The organism is Streptomyces decoyicus, from assembly GCF_019880305.1.
GTDB lineage: Bacteria > Actinomycetota > Actinomycetes > Streptomycetales > Streptomycetaceae > Streptomyces > Streptomyces decoyicus.
Window position 1 is genome coordinate 5,896,014 of the sequence record NZ_CP082301.1, and the last position, 18,744, is coordinate 5,914,757.

16 protein-coding genes are annotated in these 18,744 nt (G+C 71.0%); 12 read left to right on the plus strand and 4 right to left on the minus strand.

Going from position 1 to position 18,744, the window contains the following annotated elements:
• The first annotated feature begins 36 nt into the window (after positions 1–36).
• The 5 genes from ilvN to K7C20_RS26100 all read left to right on the plus strand — a co-directional run bounded on the left by ilvN (position 37) and on the right by K7C20_RS26100 (position 4,954).
• Entirely contained in the window at positions 37–561 is a 525-nt protein-coding gene (ilvN, locus tag K7C20_RS26080) for an acetolactate synthase small subunit (protein WP_030087741.1), read from the plus strand.
• 101 nt (positions 562–662) lie between these two features.
• Positions 663–1,661: a ketol-acid reductoisomerase gene (gene ilvC, locus K7C20_RS26085; protein ID WP_030087743.1), complete on the plus strand. Its 999-nt coding sequence runs from the start codon at positions 663–665 to the stop codon at positions 1,659–1,661.
• A 270-nt stretch (positions 1,662–1,931) separates the two neighbouring features.
• A complete protein-coding gene (serA, locus tag K7C20_RS26090; RefSeq protein ID WP_030087745.1) occupies positions 1,932–3,524 on the plus strand; it encodes a phosphoglycerate dehydrogenase in 1,593 nt (530 codons plus the stop codon).
• Positions 3,525–3,813: 289 nt separating this feature from the next.
• Positions 3,814–4,266, plus strand: a complete 453-nt coding sequence (locus K7C20_RS26095; RefSeq protein ID WP_030087747.1) for a PRC-barrel domain-containing protein — start codon at positions 3,814–3,816, stop codon at positions 4,264–4,266.
• 88 nt (positions 4,267–4,354) lie between these two features.
• Complete coding sequence (locus K7C20_RS26100; protein WP_053209798.1) at positions 4,355–4,954, plus strand: TetR/AcrR family transcriptional regulator; 600 nt, start codon at positions 4,355–4,357, stop codon at positions 4,952–4,954.
• Between the two features lie 63 nt (positions 4,955–5,017).
• Here K7C20_RS26100 and K7C20_RS26105 read toward each other — a convergent pair whose 3' ends face one another.
• Positions 5,018–6,379, minus strand: coding sequence for a PucR family transcriptional regulator (locus tag K7C20_RS26105; RefSeq protein WP_053209799.1), 1,362 nt, complete (start codon positions 6,377–6,379; stop codon positions 5,018–5,020).
• 262 nt (positions 6,380–6,641) lie between these two features.
• Between K7C20_RS26105 and K7C20_RS26110 the strand changes: the two genes are divergently transcribed.
• Entirely contained in the window at positions 6,642–7,568 is a 927-nt protein-coding gene (locus K7C20_RS26110; protein WP_030084199.1) for a proline dehydrogenase family protein, read from the plus strand.
• A 249-nt stretch (positions 7,569–7,817) separates the two neighbouring features.
• Positions 7,818–9,449, plus strand: a complete 1,632-nt coding sequence (gene pruA, locus K7C20_RS26115) for an L-glutamate gamma-semialdehyde dehydrogenase (RefSeq protein ID WP_053209800.1) — start codon at positions 7,818–7,820, stop codon at positions 9,447–9,449.
• Between the two features lie 65 nt (positions 9,450–9,514).
• Here the strand turns inward: pruA and K7C20_RS26120 are convergent, their stop codons facing one another.
• Positions 9,515–9,673 carry a hypothetical protein gene (locus tag K7C20_RS26120; RefSeq protein ID WP_160328759.1) on the minus strand — a complete coding sequence of 53 codons (159 nt, stop codon included), beginning with the start codon at positions 9,671–9,673 and terminating at the stop codon, positions 9,515–9,517.
• A gap of 322 nt (positions 9,674–9,995) precedes the next feature.
• Between K7C20_RS26120 and K7C20_RS39035 the strand changes: the two genes are divergently transcribed.
• Positions 9,996–10,127, plus strand: coding sequence for a hypothetical protein (locus tag K7C20_RS39035; protein WP_280922019.1), 132 nt, complete (start codon positions 9,996–9,998; stop codon positions 10,125–10,127).
• Between the two features lie 160 nt (positions 10,128–10,287).
• On the opposite strand, the gene K7C20_RS26125 is transcribed toward K7C20_RS39035, so the two are convergent.
• A complete protein-coding gene (locus tag K7C20_RS26125) occupies positions 10,288–11,895 on the minus strand; it encodes a purple acid phosphatase family protein (RefSeq protein WP_209443986.1) in 1,608 nt (535 codons plus the stop codon).
• A 129-nt stretch (positions 11,896–12,024) separates the two neighbouring features.
• On the opposite strand from K7C20_RS26125, the gene K7C20_RS26130 reads away from it, so the two are divergent.
• Both K7C20_RS26130 and K7C20_RS26135 read left to right on the plus strand, forming a co-directional pair.
• Complete coding sequence (locus K7C20_RS26130) at positions 12,025–13,065, plus strand: 3-isopropylmalate dehydrogenase (protein ID WP_030084193.1); 1,041 nt, start codon at positions 12,025–12,027, stop codon at positions 13,063–13,065.
• A gap of 376 nt (positions 13,066–13,441) precedes the next feature.
• Positions 13,442–14,530, plus strand: a complete 1,089-nt coding sequence (locus K7C20_RS26135; RefSeq protein ID WP_030084192.1) for a branched-chain amino acid aminotransferase — start codon at positions 13,442–13,444, stop codon at positions 14,528–14,530.
• A 74-nt stretch (positions 14,531–14,604) separates the two neighbouring features.
• Here the strand turns inward: K7C20_RS26135 and K7C20_RS26140 are convergent, their stop codons facing one another.
• The gene (locus K7C20_RS26140) at positions 14,605–16,059 is read right to left on the minus strand and encodes a cytosine permease (RefSeq protein WP_053209801.1); all 1,455 of its coding nucleotides are present in this window, start codon (positions 16,057–16,059) and stop codon (positions 14,605–14,607) included.
• 254 nt (positions 16,060–16,313) lie between these two features.
• On the opposite strand from K7C20_RS26140, the gene ureA reads away from it, so the two are divergent.
• Entirely contained in the window at positions 16,314–17,018 is a 705-nt protein-coding gene (gene ureA, locus K7C20_RS26145; RefSeq protein WP_030084186.1) for an urease subunit gamma, read from the plus strand.
• Complete coding sequence (locus K7C20_RS26150) at positions 17,015–18,709, plus strand: urease subunit alpha (protein ID WP_030084183.1); 1,695 nt, start codon at positions 17,015–17,017, stop codon at positions 18,707–18,709. The genes ureA and K7C20_RS26150 overlap by 4 nt, the downstream gene beginning before the upstream one ends.
• Positions 18,710–18,744 lie beyond the last annotated feature (35 nt).

Below are 18,744 nucleotides of genomic sequence, written 5' to 3' on the forward strand. Positions count from 1 at the left end.
AGGACGTCACGGACGCACGGAAGAAGAGAGAAGACCATGTCCAAGCACACGCTCTCCGTCCTGGTGGAGAACACCCCCGGCATCCTCGCCCGGATCGCCGCGCTGTTCTCCCGCCGCGGCTTCAACATCGACTCGCTCGCGGTCGGGGTCACCGAGCACCCCGACATCTCCCGCATCACCATCGTGGTCAGCGTGGAGTCGCTGCCGCTGGAGCAGGTCACCAAGCAGCTCAACAAGCTCGTCAACGTCCTGAAGATCGTCGAGCTGGAACCGGGCGCCGCGATCCAGCGCGAACTGGTCCTGGCCAAGGTCCGCGCCGACAACGAGACGCGCTCGCAGATCGTTGAGATCGTCCAGCTCTTCCGCGCCAAGACCGTGGACGTCTCGCCTGAGGCCGTCACGATCGAGGCCACCGGATCCAGTGAAAAGCTGGAAGCGATGCTCAAGATGCTGGAGCCGTTCGGCATCAAGGAACTGGTCCAGTCCGGCACCATCGCCATAGGCCGCGGCGCCCGCTCCATCACGGACCGCTCGCTGCGGGCCCTGGACCGTTCGGCCTGACCTCGCGTTCCACCCGGACCGCATGGCGAGACCCCCCGACTTTTCCCGCCCCGCCCGACGTACTGTGTGGGCACCCCGCTAGATCCAAGGAGATACCCGAAGTGGCCGAGCTGTTCTACGACGACGATGCCGACCTGTCCATCATCCAGAACCGCAAGGTCGCGGTCATCGGCTACGGGAGCCAGGGCCACGCCCACGCGCTGTCCCTGCGCGACTCGGGTGTCGACGTGCGCGTCGGTCTGCACGAGGGCTCCAAGTCCAAGGCCAAGGCCGAGGAGCAGGGCCTGCGCGTGGTGACCCCCGCGGAGGCGGCCGCCGAGGCCGACGTCATCATGATCCTGGTGCCGGACCCGATCCAGGCCAAGGTCTACGAGGAGTCCATCAAGGACCACCTGAAGGACGGCGACGCGCTGTTCTTCGGCCACGGCCTGAACATCCGCTACGGCTTCATCAAGCCCCCGGCCGGCGTGGACGTCGCCCTCGTCGCCCCCAAGGGCCCGGGCCACCTGGTCCGCCGCCAGTACGAGGAAGGCCGCGGCGTCCCGTGCATCGCGGGCGTCGAGCAGGACGCGACCGGCAACGCCTTCGCGCTCGCGCTCTCCTACGCCAAGGGCATCGGCGGCACCCGCGCCGGCGTCATCAAGACCACCTTCACCGAGGAGACCGAGACCGACCTGTTCGGTGAGCAGGCCGTCCTGTGCGGTGGCGCCTCGGCGCTGGTCAAGGCCGGCTTCGAGACCCTGGTCGAGGCGGGCTACCAGCCCGAGATCGCGTACTTCGAGTGCCTCCACGAGCTCAAGCTGATCGTGGACCTGATGTACGAGGGCGGCCTGGAGAAGATGCGCTGGTCGGTCTCCGAGACCGCCGAGTGGGGCGACTACATCACCGGCCCGCGGATCATCAACGAGAACACCAAGGCCGAGATGAAGAAGGTGCTCGCCGAGATCCAGGACGGCACCTTCGCCAACAACTGGATGGCGGAGTACAACGCCGGCCTGCCGAAGTACAACGAGTACAAGAAGGCCGACGAGGACCACCTGCTGGAGACCACCGGCAAGCAGCTGCGCAAGCTGATGAGCTGGGTGGACGACGAGGCGTAAGCCGAACGGACAGGGGGTCGCGAAGCCACTCGCGGCCCCCTCGTCCATGCCCCCGGCCACGGCTGCCGGGGCGCCTTGTCCACCGCGTAGAACCACGCACGGGTGATCCTTCCGCACTGGCACAGGACGCGCCCCCCACCGCCACTACACTGCCAATCACAAGCGCGTCAGGCTCACAGCGTCGTGCGTCTTCCACGCGGCTTTCCCCCTTCACCGCCTTCGGCCGTCGGGACGGCCGTCCGCGAAGGACTAGTGAGGACTGAAGACCACGTGAGCCCGAAACCTGTCGTACTGATCGCCGAAGAGCTGTCGCCCGCCACCGTCGACGCCCTCGGTCCGGACTTCGAGATCCGGCACTGCAACGGCGCGGACCGCGCCGAGCTGCTTCCCGCGATCGCCGATGTCGACGCCGTCCTCGTGCGCAGCGCGACGAAGATCGACGCCGAGGCCATTGCCGCCGCCAAGAAGCTGAGGGTCGTCGCCCGTGCGGGCGTGGGCCTGGACAATGTCGATGTCTCCGCCGCCACCAAGGCCGGCGTGATGGTCGTCAACGCCCCGACCTCCAACATCGTCACCGCCGCCGAGCTCGCCTGCGGTCTGCTGGTCGCCACGGCCCGCAACATCCCGCAGGCAAACACCGCCCTGAAGAACGGCGAGTGGAAGCGCAGCAAGTACACCGGCGTCGAGCTCAGCGAGAAGACCCTCGGTGTGGTCGGCCTCGGCCGGATCGGCGTCCTGGTCGCCCAGCGGATGTCGGCCTTCGGCATGAAGGTCGTCGCCTACGACCCCTACGTCCAGCCGGCCCGTGCCGCGCAGATGGGCGTGAAGCTGCTGACCCTCGACGAGCTGCTGGAGGTCTCGGACTTCATCACCGTGCACCTCCCCAAGACGCCCGAGACCGTCGGTCTCATCGGCGACGAGGCGCTGCACAAGGTCAAGCCGTCGGTCCGGATCGTCAACGCCGCGCGTGGCGGGATCGTCGACGAGGCGGCGCTGGCCACCGCGCTGAAGGAGGGCCGGGTGGCCGGCGCGGGCCTCGACGTCTACGCGACCGAGCCCTGCACCGACTCGCCGCTCTTCGAGTTCGACCAGGTCGTCGCCACCCCGCACCTCGGTGCGTCGACGGGTGAGGCGCAGGAGAAGGCCGGCATCTCGGTCGCCAAGTCGGTGCGGCTGGCGCTGGCCGGCGAGCTGGTGCCGGACGCGGTCAACGTCCAGGGCGGTGTGATCGCCGAGGACGTCAAGCCGGGGCTGCCGCTGGCCGAGCGCCTCGGCCGGATCTTCACCGCGCTGGCCGGCGAGGTCGCCCTGCGCCTCGACGTCGAGGTGTACGGCGAGATCACCCAGCACGACGTCAAGGTGCTCGAACTCTCCGCGCTCAAGGGTGTGTTCGAGGACGTCGTGGACGAGACGGTGTCCTACGTCAACGCCCCGCTGTTCGCGCAGGAGCGCGGCGTGGAGGTGCGGCTGACGACCAGCAGCGAGTCGCCCGAGCACCGCAATGTGGTGACCGTGCGCGGCACCCTCGCGGGCGGTGACGAGGTGTCGATCTCCGGCACGCTGTCGGGCCACAAGAACACCCAGAAGATCGTCGCGGTCGGTGACCACTCCATCGACCTGTCGCTCGCGGACCACATGGCCTTCATGCGCTACAGCGACCGCCCCGGTGTCGTCGGCACCGTCGGCCGGATCCTGGGCGAGGCCGGCATCAACATCGGCGGGATGCAGGTCTCCCGGGCGGATGTCGGTGGCGAGGCGCTGGTCGCGCTGACCGTCGACGACACGATTCCGCCGAACGTGCTTGCCGAGATCGCCGAGGAGATCGGCGCGACCTCGGTGCGCGCGGTGAACCTCGGCGACTGAGTCGCAGGATCCGCAGGTCAACGGGCCCGGACGCCGCTTCGGCGGAGTCCGGGCCCGTTCGCGTGCCCGCATCGTACGCACGCCGTCGCGGTCCGCGACTCCACGTCCGGGAGGTCTCACGCGTCCACCATTCACCCGAATGGCGTATCGGGTGGCGAGGCCGCGGGGGCCTTCGGCACCGCTGTGGGGCCGCCCGCGGCCGGCCCTCCCGAGTCGCTGGGGAGATGTTCGCGTCGCGCAATGGGAACTGTGCGTGCCCCGCCGGTGCGTGCGGAAGGAGAAAGAGGCCATGAATGCACCCCTGGGTGACCCCCCGCGGAGCCTGACAGGCCTGCATGTGGTCGATGCGGACGGCGCGAAGGTGGGCACGGTCCAGCAGGTCTACCGGGACGATGCCACCAACGACCCCGAGTGGATCACGGTGCGCACCGGGCTGTTCGGGATGAAGGAGACGTTCATTCCGCTCGCCGGGGCCCGTCGGACCGGCGACGAACTGCACGTTCCGCATGACAAGGAAACCATCAAAGCGGCGCCGCGGATCGACGCCGACGGCCATCTCGACCCCTCCGAAGAAGCCGAGCTCTACCGCCACTACGGGATGGCCCGGCCGGGTGCGTCCCGCCCCGGGGACGCGCCGGACCCCGGCGGGGAGTCCGGCACCGGCGGTACGCCGGACCCGGGCTCCGGAGGCACCCCGGACCCCGGCGGCACGTCCGGCACCGGCGGGAGGCCGCTCGGGTAGGGCCGGGGGCGCCCGAGCCGACGGAAGGTGTACACCCGTTTAATACGGATGTCTGGTACGAGCGTATGTGCGGAGATAGGCTGCCCTCATGGGACACCGTGAAGACCTTCTGGAGGGCGCCAAGCGCTGCCTCCTGGAGAAGGGGTATGCGCGCACCACCGCTCGCGACATCGTGGCCGCATCCGGCGCCAACCTCGCCTCCATCGGATACCACTACGGCTCCAAGGACGCCCTGATGCGCCAGGCGATCATCGCGTCCAGTGAGGAGTGGGGCGCGAGTGTGGCCCAGGTGCCGGCCGTCGGCGGCGGGGCGGAGGCGCGCGCCGCGGAGCCGCTGGAGCGGTTCGCCGCGGTCTGGGACGCCGTCCTCCAGCGGATCGCCACGGAACGGGAGTTCATCGCCGCGCAGGTCGAGGTGCTGGGGCTGCTGCCGCGCGACACGGCGCTGCGCGAGGCGATCGGCGAGGTGCTCCCGGAGGGGGGCGAGGGGCTCGTCGCGGTCTTCGAAGGGGTGCCGGACACCGAGGTCGATCCGGAGGCGGCGCGCATCGTCGGCTCCTTCTACCAGGCCCTGCTCACCGGCCTGATGGTCCAGTCACTGCTCACGCCGGACGCGATGCCCTCCGGCCGGGACCTGGCGACCGCACTGCGCCGGGTCACGGCGGGCGAGGTGCTGGGCGCGAAGTAGCCGGCAGCGTCCGCTCGCGCGGAGCCGGACACTCCGCCGCCGGGAACCATACGAACAACTCCCTCACAGCCGCGCCGCCTTGAGCGCCATGTGCAGCAGCAGCCGGTGCTCGCCGTCGGCGAGGTCGAGGCCGGTCAGCTTCTCCACCCGGCCCAGGCGGTAGTAGAGCGTCTGGCGGTGGATGCCCAGGGCCTGCGCGGTGCGGCTCGCCTGGCCCGCGCAGTCGAGGAACACCTCGGCGGTACGCGCGAGTTCGGCGTGTGCGGGGGAGAGCAGCGGGCCGACGGCCGGGTCGGGGGCCGTGCCCGGCAGAGCGGTCAGCATGCGGTACGGGCCGAGGGCGTCCCACTGGGTGATCGGGCCCAGCCGGGGCTCGGCGCGGGCCGCGCGGGCCGCGTCCAGCGCTTCTCGCCAGGTGGCCGGGAGGTCGGTCAACTCCGTGGTGCCGACGCCGATTCCGGCGGCGCCCGGCCGGGGCGGCAGGGGGTGTCCGGCAGGGCCGCCGCGCGAGGCGCCGCGCGGCGAGCGGCCCTCGGCCGGTGCGGCGCCCGCACGCGGGGAGCGCAGCAGATGCTCGGCCACCGCATGGGCCGGGGTGAGCGCACCGGCCGAGCGCAGCCGCACCAGCGCGGCCAGGGCGGGCACGGCGGCGGACGACGGACGGCCGCCGGCTGCGGAGCGGCCCTGGTGTCCGTTGCCGTGCTGCGCGGCGGAATCCGCCTCGTCCGCCCCCTCCGCCGGGGGCGCCGGAGAGCCCGCCGGCAGGGCACACGCCGCCAGCAGGCCCGGCAGGCTGGGCAGCGGCGCCGCGTCGGTGTCCGAGGTGTCCCAGGGCAGTACCGCGACCACGGTGAGCGGGACGCCCGGGGTGAAGCGCAGGGTATCCCGCAGCGCCTCGTGCAGCGCGGCCGCCGTGGCCGCCCGCCCGGCGGGCTGCGAGACCAGCAACTCCCGCAGCAGATCGCCGAGTTCGGACCCGGCACGGGCCTCGTCGGCCAGCAGCGCGCCGATCCGGGCGGCGGTCTCCATCGCCTGTGCGATCCGCGGGTCGGCCGGCGCGCCGCGGCCGCCCAGTTCGAGGTCGGTCAGATGCCCGTCGTCCAGCAGCCAGACATAGCCGTGCACGATGCCCCGGTGGCGTACGGGGAGGCAGATGCGGCCCTTGAAGACCCCTGCCGCCGGGTCCGGGGGAATGCGCAGCGCCGTCCTGGCGCGGGCGATCCCGAACGCCTCGAACCAGGCCCGTACCGCCGCCGATGAGCGGCGCTGGAGGATCGAGCGGGTCCGTACGGGGTCCATGACCTCGTCGTCGTCGCCCTCGTGCGCGCCGAAGGCAATCAGTCCGAAATCCCGGTCCTCCAGCGTCGCCGGTGCGCCGAGCGCCGCCGAGATCTCGTCCACGAGCTGTTGGTAATCGCCCCGCATCCGCCGCCCGGCTCCTCTCCTGTCATCACACCACCGGCACCGTCAGCACCCCGGGCACCTCTCACACCACTGGCACCACTGGCACGGTCGTCCCTCCCTCATTCTCATACATCTGTCTGAGATCCCGACCACGAAGGCGTGACAGCTGTCGATGGCCGGGAAGTAGCGCGATCCTTAAGTTTCAGGTGGCTCAATATTGCCGACGCGTTCGCCCCGTCCGGCGTCCGCCCGGTACTTGTCACCCTGAATCGTGGAGGTGCCCATGCTGGGTCCCGTGCTTCTCGCCGCAGCGCGCAGCGACAGCATCCGCCGCCTCGTCGCGGCCGCACCGGTCACCCGCCCCGTGGTGGACCGGTTCGTCGCCGGCGAGCGCCTGGACGAGTCCATGGCGGCCGTGCGGTCCCTGGCCGCGCGCGGCCTGGAGGTCACCCTCGACCACCTCGGCGAGGACATCACCGACCCGGCCGAAGCACTGCGCAACCGCGACGCCTATCTCCAGCTGGCCGCGGCACTCAAGGAGCACGGGCTCGGCGTCAAGGCCGAGATGTCGGTCAAGCTGTCCGCTTTCGGGCAGGCGCTGGCCGGCGGCCACGAGCTGGCGCTGAAGAACGTCACTCCGGTGGTCGAAGCCGCTGCCGAGGCCGGTACGACCGTGACCCTCGACATGGAGGACCACACCACGGTCGACTCCACCCTCGCGATCCTCGCCGACCTGCGGGAGCGTTTCCCCCAGACCGGTGCGGTGCTCCAGTCCTATCTCTTCCGTACCGAGGACGACTGCCGTGCGCTCGCCGGGGAAGGCTCCCGGGTGCGGCTGGTCAAGGGTGCGTACAAGGAGCCCGCGACCGTCGCCTTCCAGGACAAGCAGGAGGTCGACAAGGCCTATGTGCGCTGCCTGAAGATCCTGATGGGCGGCGAGGGCTACCCCATGATCGGGTCGCACGACCCGCGGATGGTGGCCATCGCCCAGGAGCTGGCGCACCGCAACGGGCGCAAGCCGGCCGACTACGAATTCCAGATGCTGTACGGCATCCGCGAGGCCGAGCAGGAGCGCCTGGTGGCGGATGGGCACCGTATGCGGGTGTACATCCCCTATGGCACCGACTGGTACGGATACTTCATGCGCCGGCTCGCCGAGCGCCCCGCGAACCTCGGGTTCTTCCTGAGGTCGCTGGCGACCCGCGGCTGACGCAGGAGGGCGCGCGGCTCTCCGGCCGGGGCCCGGGGGTTCTTCCCCGGAACACCGCAGCTTGAGGTCGCCGGCGACCCGCGGCCGACCGCCGCGGGCCGATCGCCCCGTGGGGGCGGACACGGGTGGATGCTGGAAGCCCGGGGTACCTCCCGGACGGCGCCGCCCGCAGCCGCCCACCCGACGCGGCCGCGGCCGCACCACCGACGTACGAAAACGACGATCGAGATCGAAGGAGACACGGCCGCTATGGACGCTGTGACCCAGGTCCCCGTGCCGGTGAACGAGCCGGTCCACACCTACGCCCCCGGCAGCCCGGAGCGTTCCCGCCTGGAGGCCAAGCTCAAGGAGCTGGCCGGCAACCCGATCGAGCTGCCGATGACCATCGGCGGCGAGCGCCGGATGGGCGGCGGCGAGCGTTTCGACGTCGTGCAGCCGCACAACCACGCCTCCCGGCTCGGTACGTACGCCAACGCCACCGTCAAGGACGGCCAGGACGCGGTCGACGCCGCGCTGGCCGCCGCCCCGGCCTGGCGCGCGATGTCCTTCGACGACCGCGCCGCGATCATCCTGAAGGCCGCCGACCTGCTCTCCGGCCCCTGGCGCGAGACGCTGGCCGCCGCCACCATGCTCGGCCAGTCCAAGACCGCCCAGCAGGCCGAGATCGACACTCCCTGTGAGCTCATCGACTTCTGGCGCTTCAACGTGCACTTCGCGCGCCAGATCCTCGCCGAGCAGCCCCCGGCGAACTCCCCGGGCGTGTGGAACCGCTCGGACCACCGCCCCCTCGAAGGCTTCGTCTACGCGATCACGCCCTTCAACTTCACCGCGATCGCCGGCAACCTTCCGACCGCCCCCGCCCTCATGGGCAACGTGGTCGTCTGGAAGCCGTCCCCGACGCAGACCCTCGCCGCCGTGCTGCTGATGGAGCTGCTGGAGGAGGCCGGGCTGCCCAAGGGCGTCATCAACCTGGTCACCGGTGACGGCAAGGACGTCTCCGAGGTGGCGCTGACCCACCCCGACCTGGCGGGCATCCACTTCACCGGTTCGACCAAGACCTTCCAGCACCTGTGGAAGACGGTCGGCATCAACATCGAGAACTACAAGACCTACCCCCGGCTCGTCGGCGAGACCGGTGGCAAGGACTTCATCGTCGCCCACCCCTCGGCCGACCGCGCCGTGCTGAAGACCGCCATGACCCGTGGCGCCTTCGAGTTCCAGGGCCAGAAGTGCTCCGCGGCCTCCCGCGCGTACGTCCCGGCCTCGCTGTGGAACAGCGGCCTCAAGGAGGAGTTCGCCGCCGAGGTCGACTCCCTGTCCGTGGGCGATGTCTCGGACCTGTCGAACTTCATGTCCGCCGTCATCGACGAGCGGTCGTTCGCCAAGAACAAGGCGGCGATCGACCGCGCCAAGGCCGACCCGACCGTCGAGGTCGTGGCCGGCGGCACGTACGACGACAGCGAGGGCTACTTCGTCCGCCCGACGGTCCTGGTCTCCACCGACCCGGAGAACGAGATCTTCAAGGACGAGTACTTCGGCCCGATCCTCGGCGTCTACGTCTACGACGACGCCGACTACGACGCGATGCTCACCCAGATGGAGTCCGCCTCGGCGTACGGCCTGACCGGCTGCGTCATCGCCCAGGACCGTGCCGAGGCGGCCCGCACCTGCGAGCTGCTGCGCTTCGCGGCCGGCAACTTCTACATCAACGACAAGCCGACCGGCGCCGTCGTCGGCCAGCAGCCCTTCGGCGGCGGCCGTGCGTCCGGCACCAATGACAAGGCCGGCGCCAAGCAGAACCTGATGCGCTGGACCTCCACCCGCTCCATCAAGGAGACCCTGGTCCCGCCGACGGACTACCGCTACCCGCACATGGGCTGACGCCCGCGGGTACGACGGCGGCCCGGCTCCCCTCTCCCCAGGGGCGCCGGGCCGTCGGCGTTGCTTCAGGCGTTGCGCGGGGGGCCGGTGATGGCCTCGCCGATGGTGAAGCCCGCAGGGCGCTTGCGGACGCGGTCGCGCTGCTTGCAGTCAGGACCGGGCGAGACCACCTCGGCGACGAGTGCTACGCAGCCGACGTCGAGGCCGATCCCGTCTTCGGCCACATATTCAGGTGTCGTCCGCGAAGGGGGGCGGTGATGGCGTCTTCGACGGCGACGATGACGTCCGGAAACCAGACCTTACGCACGTCCGCCGGGCGCCCGCCGTCTCAGATAGTAGGAAGCCCAAGTAATTGTGCAGACATCACGGCCGAGCTGTCCTAGCGTTGTAGGAGCCGAACGTAACGCTCCATCGAGCGATTGCGGACGCGGCCCGGTGCGCAAGCGCAGGTGACCCCTGCCGTGCCGAGGCCCCCGCCCTTTCCGGCCGCTTCTGGATCGACGCATCCCATTTCTTCTCGGGGCTCTGGCATAGGAGACGTGAATCATGGCTGAGACTGCCGTCCGCAGGACCCGTCACTCCGCCCGTTCGACCAGCGACGCCGACCGCAGGAACGCCGCCGCCGCACTCCAGCGCGCCCTCGACCGCCGTGACAACGGCGGCTCCACCGGGCACTGAGATGATGCGCGCGCGACCCGGGTCGTTGCTGTCGAGGCCAATGTCCATGTCCTGCCGCTGCTGCTGGCGGATCCGGCTGTCCGTGGCCCGGTGGATCTATCTCCCGTAAGCGTCCAGGGGCGCCCGCATGCCGGGCGCCCCTGTCGGTCCGTCCGCCGGCTCACTGCACGGGCGAGCGGGTCACCTCGAAGTGGTCGATGCGCTCACCGGACTCGGCGAGGGCGGTGACCTTCATCCGCGGGCGGTGGCCCGGCGAGACCTCGACGGCGATGAACGAGTAGCCGGTGTAGCGGACCCGGGACCACTCCACGGTGTCCTTGGCCTTCGCCTTGCCCTTGGTCCAGTGGTAGGTCTCGACGTGGTCGAGGTCCTTGACGTGGCCCTCGTAGCTGTCGGGCACGGGGAAGTCGTAGAGGGCCCGGCCCGCGCCGCCGGCGGTCACGTACACGATGCCCTCGCGCGTGGTGTCGACGCTCGCGCCGATCGGCATCTTCTTGCTGACCCGCCCGCTCTTGAGGGCGTCGGTCCGTTCGTAGACGTGGTTGTGGCCGTTGATGACCAGGTCCACCTGGTGCTTCTCGAACAGCGGCAGCCAGGCGTCGCGCACCCCGCCGTCGGAAGCGTGCGAGTTGGTGGTGGAGAAGGCGCAGTGGTGGAAGAAGACGACGAGGAAGTCGATGCCCTCGGCGGCGCGCAGCTCCGCCAGCCTGCGGTCCAGCCAACGGGTCTGCTTGCCGCCCGTGTAGCCCTGGTTGGCGGGGATCTCGTACGAGACGTCGTTGGCGTCCAGCGCGACGACCCCGACACTGCCGTAGGTGAACGAGTAGACGCCGGGGGCGTTTTGGGCGTCCGGGCCGTTTCCGGGCAGCGTCCAGCGGGCGTTCTGGCCGCCGTAGCCGTTGGGGGAGTACCAGGCCTCCATGTCGTGGTTGCCGGTGGTCACCATCCACGGCACGGACTTGGCCACCGACTCGGTCTGCGCGAGGAACTGGTCCCAGACGCGGGCGTCGTAGGCGTCGTGCTCGGAGCCGTCGCCGTCGGTGTCCGCGTAGCAGATGTCGCCCGCGTGCAGGTGGAACGACGGGTTCTGGCCCAGGATCAACTGGTCGTTGGCCAGGGCGTGGTAGCTCACGCCCTGGTCGCCGAAGGCGGTGAAGACGAACTTCTCGGCGCGGGCCGGGGCGGTACGGAAGGTGCCGAGGGTGGAGAAGTGGCGCGGGTCGGCCGGGTCGAAGCCGTCGTGGCCGACGCCGTAGTAGTACGTCGTCCCCGGCCGCAGCCCGTCCAGCGCGGCGTGCAGGTAGTACTGCTGCACGGCCGGCAGCTTCGCGGACAGCGACGGCGTGTGCAGATCACGGACCTCGGCCTCGACCTTGCGCCCCAGGTCCCACGGCTTGAGACCCACCCGCAGATACGGCCGCCTGACCGCGAACGGCACCTGCCAGCTCACCCGCATCTGGCTCCTGGGGTCGGCGCCGAAGGCCAGATGGCGGCCGAACGGAGCGACCAGCGCACCGTCGACGGTGGCAGCGGCGGGCGAGGCCAGCAGGGTGGGGGAGGCGGCCTGGCCCGAACCGGCCAGCAGTCCGGAGCCCGCGACGACGCCCGCGGTCGCGGCCGAGGTGCGCAGCAGACCGCGGCGGCTCAGCTTCGTACGGAGGTAGTCATGCTGCTCGGGCATGCTCATCTGGGCCGCGAGCTGCTCCGGTATGCCGACGCGCGGGGTGTGGGAGGACTGGGGGACGTCCCCCCGGGTGTTTCCAGTCATGCCGCCGAATGTCGCAGCACCACCCGACCGCGACGGGGACACGGGGTGAACGGCAGCTGACCGGCTCCCCATGTGTCCGTATGGCGGACGTTACGTGTCAATCAATGGGACGGAGAGTAGGGTCCAATCATGTCTCGCAGCATTCGCCTCGCAGTGATCCCCGGTGACGGTATCGGCCAGGAAGTCGTGGCCCAGGGCCTCAAGGTCCTGACCGCGGTCCTCCCGCAGGACGTCAAGCTGGAAACCCAGGAGTACGACCTCGGTGCCCGGCGATGGCATGCGACCGGTGAGACCCTGCCCGACGAGGAGCTGGAGTCGCTCAAGCAGCACGACGCGATCCTGCTCGGCGCGATCGGCGACCCGTCCGTACCCTCCGGCGTGCTGGAGCGCGGTCTGCTGCTCAAGCTCCGCTTCGCCTTCGACCACTTCGTGAACCTTCGCCCGTCGAAGCTCTTCCCGAACACCGCCACGCCGCTCGCCGGCCGCCCGGACATCGACTTCCTCGTCGTCCGCGAGGGCACCGAGGGCCCGTACACCGGCAACGGCGGCTCCCTGCGCACCGGCACCCCCGCCGAGGTCGCCACCGAGGTCAGCCTCAACACCGCCTACGGTGTCGAGCGCGTGGTCCGGGACGCGTACGAGCGGGCCAACGCCCGCCCGCGCAAGAAGCTGACGCTGGTGCACAAGAACAACGTCCTGGTGTACGCGGGCCACATGTGGAAGAACATCTTCGACAAGGTGGGCCAGGAGTACCCCGAGGTCACCACCGACTACCTGCACGTCGACGCCGCGACGATCTTCTTCGTCACCCAGCCCGAGCGGTTCGACGTGATCGTCACCGACAACCTCTTCGGCGACATCCTCACCGACCTCGCCGCGGCCGTCACCGGCGGTATCGGCCTGGCCGCCTCCGGGAACATCAACCCGACCGGCGAGTTCCCCTCGATGTTCGAGCCGGTGCACGGCTCCGCGCCGGACATCGCGGGCACCGGCAAGGCCGACCCGACGGCGACGATCCTCTCCGTGGCCCTGCTGCTGCGCCACCTCGGCTTCGAGCAGCAGGCCGCCCGTATCGAGGAGGCCGCGGCCGCCGACCTGGAGGCCAGGGACGGCTCGGCCCGCAGCACGGACGAGATCGGCGACGCGCTCGCCGCACGCGTAGCGGGCTGAGGCCCAGCAGTCGCACCCACACCACGGACAGCGCCGGGCCACTCCAAGGGCCCGGCGTTGTCTTTGTCGGTCCGCTCTGGGCTCGGCACCGGGTGAGGTGCGACCATCGGGCACGGACCGCGTACGCGGTTTCCGGCAGTGGAGGGCCACGGGCGATAATCGGACGTGGCATCGCCGCCCGCGAGGAAACTCGGACGTCCCAGTAACGACCGGTACGTTCAAGAGATCGTGCGCGGTCGCCACAAACCGCACCGGTGCCGCATGGTGGGGGCCGACCCCATACCCCCGGCCGGAGGGCTGGGCCGGTGAATGCTCTCCCAGCAGGCGCTGGGAGGGTGCCCCAGGTCTCGGAACACGCAGTGAAGGACACGCATTCATGACGACGCCAACGATCGAGCTCAAGCCCTCCTCGCATCCGCTCTCCGACGCGGAGCGGGAGCAGATCCTGGCCGCCCCCGGCTTCGGCCGCCACTTCACCGACCACATGGTGACGATCAAGTGGACGGAGGGCCGCGGCTGGCACGACGGCCAGCTCGTGCCGTACGGGCCGCTCTCCCTCGACCCGGCGACCAACGTCCTGCACTACGCGCAGGAGATCTTCGAGGGCCTCAAGGCCTACCGGCAGCCCGACGGCTCCGTCGCCACGTTCCGCCCCGACGCCAACGCCCGGCGCTTCCAGGCCTCCGCCCGCCGGCTGGCCATGCCGGAGCTGCCCGTCGAGACGTTCATCGAGGCGTGCGATCTGCTGGTCCAGCAGGACAAGGGCTGGGTGCCCGCGCACGGCGGCGAGGAGTCGCTCTACCTGCGCCCGTTCATGATCGCGACCGAGGTCGGGCTGGGCGTGAAGCCCGCCAACGAGTACCTCTTCGTGGTCATCGCCTCGCCCGCCGGCGCGTACTTCGCCGGTGGCGTCAAGCCCGTCTCCATCTGGCTGTCCGAGGACCGGGTGCGCGCCGTCCCCGGCGGTATGGGCGACGCCAAGACCGGCGGCAACTACGCCGCGTCGCTGCTCGCGCAGGCCGAGGCCGCCGCGCACGGCTGCGACCAGGTCGCCTACCTCGACGCCGTGGAGCACAAGTGGGTCGAGGAGCTCGGCGGCATGAACCTGTACTTCGTGTACGGGGACAAGATCGTCACCCCCACGCTGACCGGCTCGCTGCTGGCCGGCGTCACGCGTGACTCGCTGCTGTCGGTCGCCCGCGACCTGGGCTACGAGTCGGAGGAGGCCCGGGTCTCCATCGACCAGTGGAAGACCGACACGGAGGACGGGACGCTCGCCGAGGTCTTCGCCTGCGGCACGGCCGCCGTGATCACCCCGGTCGGCACGGTCAAGAGCGCGTGCGGCGAGTGGGTCCAGTCCGGCGGTGAGCCCGGCAAGGTCACGCTGAAGCTGCGGGAGGCGCTGCTCGACATCCAGCGCGGTATCGCCGAGGACCGGCACGGCTGGATGCACCCGCTGGGCTGACCCGGGCTTCCGGAGTATGACCGAGGCCGCCGCCGACGCGCTGTCGGGGCGGCCTCGGCCGTGTCCGGGGCGGCTCAGCCGGCCTCCGCGGGAGCCTCCGCCGCGGCCGCCGGGGGAGCGGGCGGTACGGCGCGCAGGGCGGCGACCGGGCGCGGGTCCCGGGCCGTGAGCGCCAGGTAGGCGACGCCGCCCACGGCCGCCGCGAGCAGGAAGCTGAGGTCGATGCCGCCGGTCACCGGGAGCAGCGGCCCCTGGTAGAAGGGCGTGTCCACGCCCAGCAGGCCGACCACCGAACCCAGCGCCCAGGCGACGGCGGCCTGGACGTTCCAGCCCGCCCGGTACCAGTACACGCCGCCACGGGTGCCGCGGTTGTAGACCTGAAGGGACTCCGGGTCGTACGCGCCGCGGCAGCGGGTGAAGCCGATCACGGTGATCACTGCCCAGGGTGTGCCGACGGCCGTCATCAGCAGGACGAACGAGGTCATCGCGTCCTGCGCGGCCCACAGGAAGTGGCCGGCGTAGACCAGCGTGGTCGCGAGCCCGGCGACGACGTAGGTGGCCTGGGTGCGGGTGGCGCGCGGCAGGATCGCGTCCAGGTCGAGGCCCATGCTGTAGAGCATCAGGCCGGCGTTGCCGACCGAGCCGGCCGAGGCGTTGAGCAGCAGCAGTGCCAGGTACCAGAACGGGGCGCCGGCCACCAGCGGGCCCGCGTAGTCCGCGCCCGCCCCGACGGCGAGCGCGGTGAACGTGCCGAAGAGCTGCGGCACCAGGAGGCCGGCCACCAGGCCCAGACAGGTCGCGCCGAAGACCTTCCTGGAGCTGTGCCGGTGCGGGGAGATGTAGCGGCTGTAGTCACCGAGCAGGGTGATGAACGCGATGGGGCCGCTGAGGCCCGCGGAGACGGCGGCCAGCAGCCAGGTCTGCCAGAAGCCGCCGAGCAGATAGCTGCTGCCGTGCGGCGGGGCCGTGGTGAAGGTACCCGCGTACGCGACGATGCCGACGGCCAGCAGGAGGGTCAGGCCGACGGCGAGCACCTTGCTCAGCCGCAGCAGCACCCGGTAGCCGTAGACCGCGCCGAGGGCGGTGGTGCCCGCCAGCAGGGCGTAGACCAGCGCATACGTCGCACCGCCCGACGGCAGTCCGGTCAGGCGGTGCAGAGCGCCGACGACCGCGTCGCCGCCGACCCACAGGGTCAGCGCCGTATAGCCCAGCGACAGCAGCAGGCCGATGACCGAGCCGATCAGCCGGCCGCGCACGCCGAAGTGGGCACCGCTGCTGGTGGAGAGGTTGGTGGCGCTGCGCAGCGAGACCAGCGCGAGCGGCGCGGTCAGCAGCGTGCCGACGGCGGTGCCCGCCACCAGGGAGGTCACCGAGGGCCAGAAGCCGAGCCCGAAGGAGACCGGGAGCCAGCCGAAGATCACCACGCCGAGGGCGAGGTTCGACCCGAGCAGGATCGATATCAGGTCGCGAGGGCCGCTGGTGCGTTCCTCGTCCGGGATGGTGTCGACTCCGCGTTGTTCGATCGGCATGAGGGCTCCCCTGAGAGGCCGGACAACAGTGTGTGAGCAGCGCTCCGTGTGCAGTGCTCCGTGCTGTGGTGGGTGCGCTTCGCGCGGTGCTCGCGAGGTGCTCGCGCGGCGAGATCATTTAGAGCGGCGCTCTATCCGCCGCATATTTAGAGCAGCGCTCAATGTCGCTCATCCCCCTGGCCCTGGTCAATGCTTTCCTCTCGACCAATTTCATGGTTAGAGTGTCGCTCTAATCGACCTGGAGGAGTGGCGGGATGCGGTTGACCCCGACGGAACGCGACCGGCTGCTGCTGTTCGGCGCGGCCGAGCTGGCGCGGACGCGCCGGGCCCGCGGACTGCAGCTGAATGTGCCCGAGGCGACCGCGTTGATCGCGGACACAGTCTGCGAGGCGGCGCGGGACGGGCGCCGCCTCGCTCAGGCCATCGAGGCGGCACGCGGCGTGCTCGGCCCGGACGATGTGCTGCCGGGCGTGGCCGAGGTCGTGACCGAGGTGCACGTGGAAGCCGTCTTCGACGACGGCTCCCGGCTCGCGGTGGTCCCCGACCCGATCGGCGCCGGTCGCTCGGCCGCCGGGGACGACGGGACACCCGCGCCCGGCGCGGTGCTGCCGGGACCGGCCGACCCGGAGCCCGCGCCCGCGGTCCGCCTGACCGTGCGCAACACCGCGACGGTGCCGGTCAGCGTCACCTCGCACTTCCACTTCTTCGAGGCCAACCCCCGGCTGGACTTCGACCGCGCCGCCGCGTACGGCATGCGGCTGTGCGTCCCGGCCGGCTCGTCGGTGCGGTTCGACCCCGGCGGCGCCTCGGAGGTCGGTCTGGTCCCGATCGGCGGCGACCGGATCGCGATCGGCTTCGCCGGTCTGGTGGACGGCCCGCTGGACGCACCGGGCGCGAAGACCGAAGCGCTGCGGCGGGCCGCCGCCTGCGGCTACCTGGGAGCGGAGGAACGGGCATGACCGGGAACATCGACCCCCACGAGTACGCGTCGGTGCACGGCCCGCGGGCCGGCGACCGGGTCGTCCTCGGCGACTCGGGCCTGGTCGTCCGGGTCGAGTCCGACGCCCAGAAGCCCGGTGACGAGTTCCTGGCCGGCTTCGGCAAGACCGCGCGGGACGGGCTGCACCTCAAGGCCGCCGCGGTCCGGGAGACCTGCGACGTGGTGATCAGCAACGTCCTGGTCATCGACGCCGTCCAGGGCATCCGCAAGGTGTCCATCGGCATCCGCGAGGGCCGTATCCACGCCATAGGGCGGGCCGGCAACCCCGACACCCTCGACGGCGTCGACGTCGTCGTGGGCACGGGGACGTCGATCGTCTCCGGTGAGGGCATGATCGCCACCGCGGGCGCCGTCGACACCCATGTCCATCTGCTCTCACCGCGCGTCATGGAGGCCTCGCTGGCCTCCGGCGTCACCACGATCATCGGCCAGGAATTCGGCCCGGTCTGGGGCGTCGGCGTCAACTCCCCCTGGGCGCTGAGGCATGCCTTCAGCGCCTTCGACGCCTGGCCGGTCAACATCGGCTTCCTCGGCCGCGGGTCCTCGTCGGGCGACGCCCCGCTGGTGGAGGCGCTCGCCGAGGGCGGCGCCTGCGGCTTCAAGGTGCACGAGGACATGGGCGCGCACGCCCGCGCCCTGGACACCGCGCTGCGCGTCGCCGAGGACCACGACGTCCAGGTCGCGCTGCACAGCGACGGCCTCAACGAATGCCTCAGCGTCGAGGACACCCTGCGCGTCCTGGACGGCCGGACCATCCACGCCTTCCACATCGAGGGCTGCGGCGGCGGCCATGTCCCCAACGTCCTCAAGATGGCCGGTGTCCCCAACGTCATCGGCTCCTCCACCAATCCCACCCTCCCCTTCGGGCGGGACGCGGTCGCCGAGCACTACGGCATGATCGTCTCGGTCCACGACCTGAAGACCGACCTGCCGGGCGACGCCGCCATGGCCCGCGACCGTATCCGGGCCGGCACGATGGGCGCCGAGGACGTGCTGCACGACCTCGGGGCGATCGGCATCACCTCGTCCGACGCCCAGGGCATGGGCCGCGCGGGCGAGACCGTACGCCGTACCTTCGCGATGGCGGGCAAGATGAAGGCCGAGCTCGGGCCGATGGACGGCGACGGCGCCCACGACGACAACGCCCGGGTGCTGCGCTACGTCGCCAAGCTCACCATCAACCCCGCCATCGCCCACGGCCTCTCGCACGAGATCGGGTCGATCGAGGCCGGCAAGATGGCCGACATCGTGCTGTGGAAGCCGCAGTACTTCGGCGCCAAGCCGCAGCTGGTGCTGAAGTCCGGCTTCCCCGCCTACGGCGTCACCGGCGACCCGAACGCCGCCACCGACACCTGTGAACCCCTGGTGCTCGGACCGCAGTTCGGGGCCTACGGGGCGACCCCCGCCGAGATCTCCGTCGCCTTCGTCGCGCGCGCCGCGGCCGAAGCGGGCGGTGACGGGATGCCCACCCGCCGCCGCCGGGTCGCCGTCCGCGGCACCCGCGGCATCGGTCCCGGCAACCTCGTCCACAACTCCCGGGTCGGACAGGTGCAGGTCGACGGGAGCAGCGGCCTGGTCACCCTCGACGGCGACCCGATGCGCTCGGAACCGGCCGACACCGTCTCGCTGTCCCGCCTCTACTTCCTGTAGCCCGCACCGCGCACCGCGCACCGCCACCCCGTGAC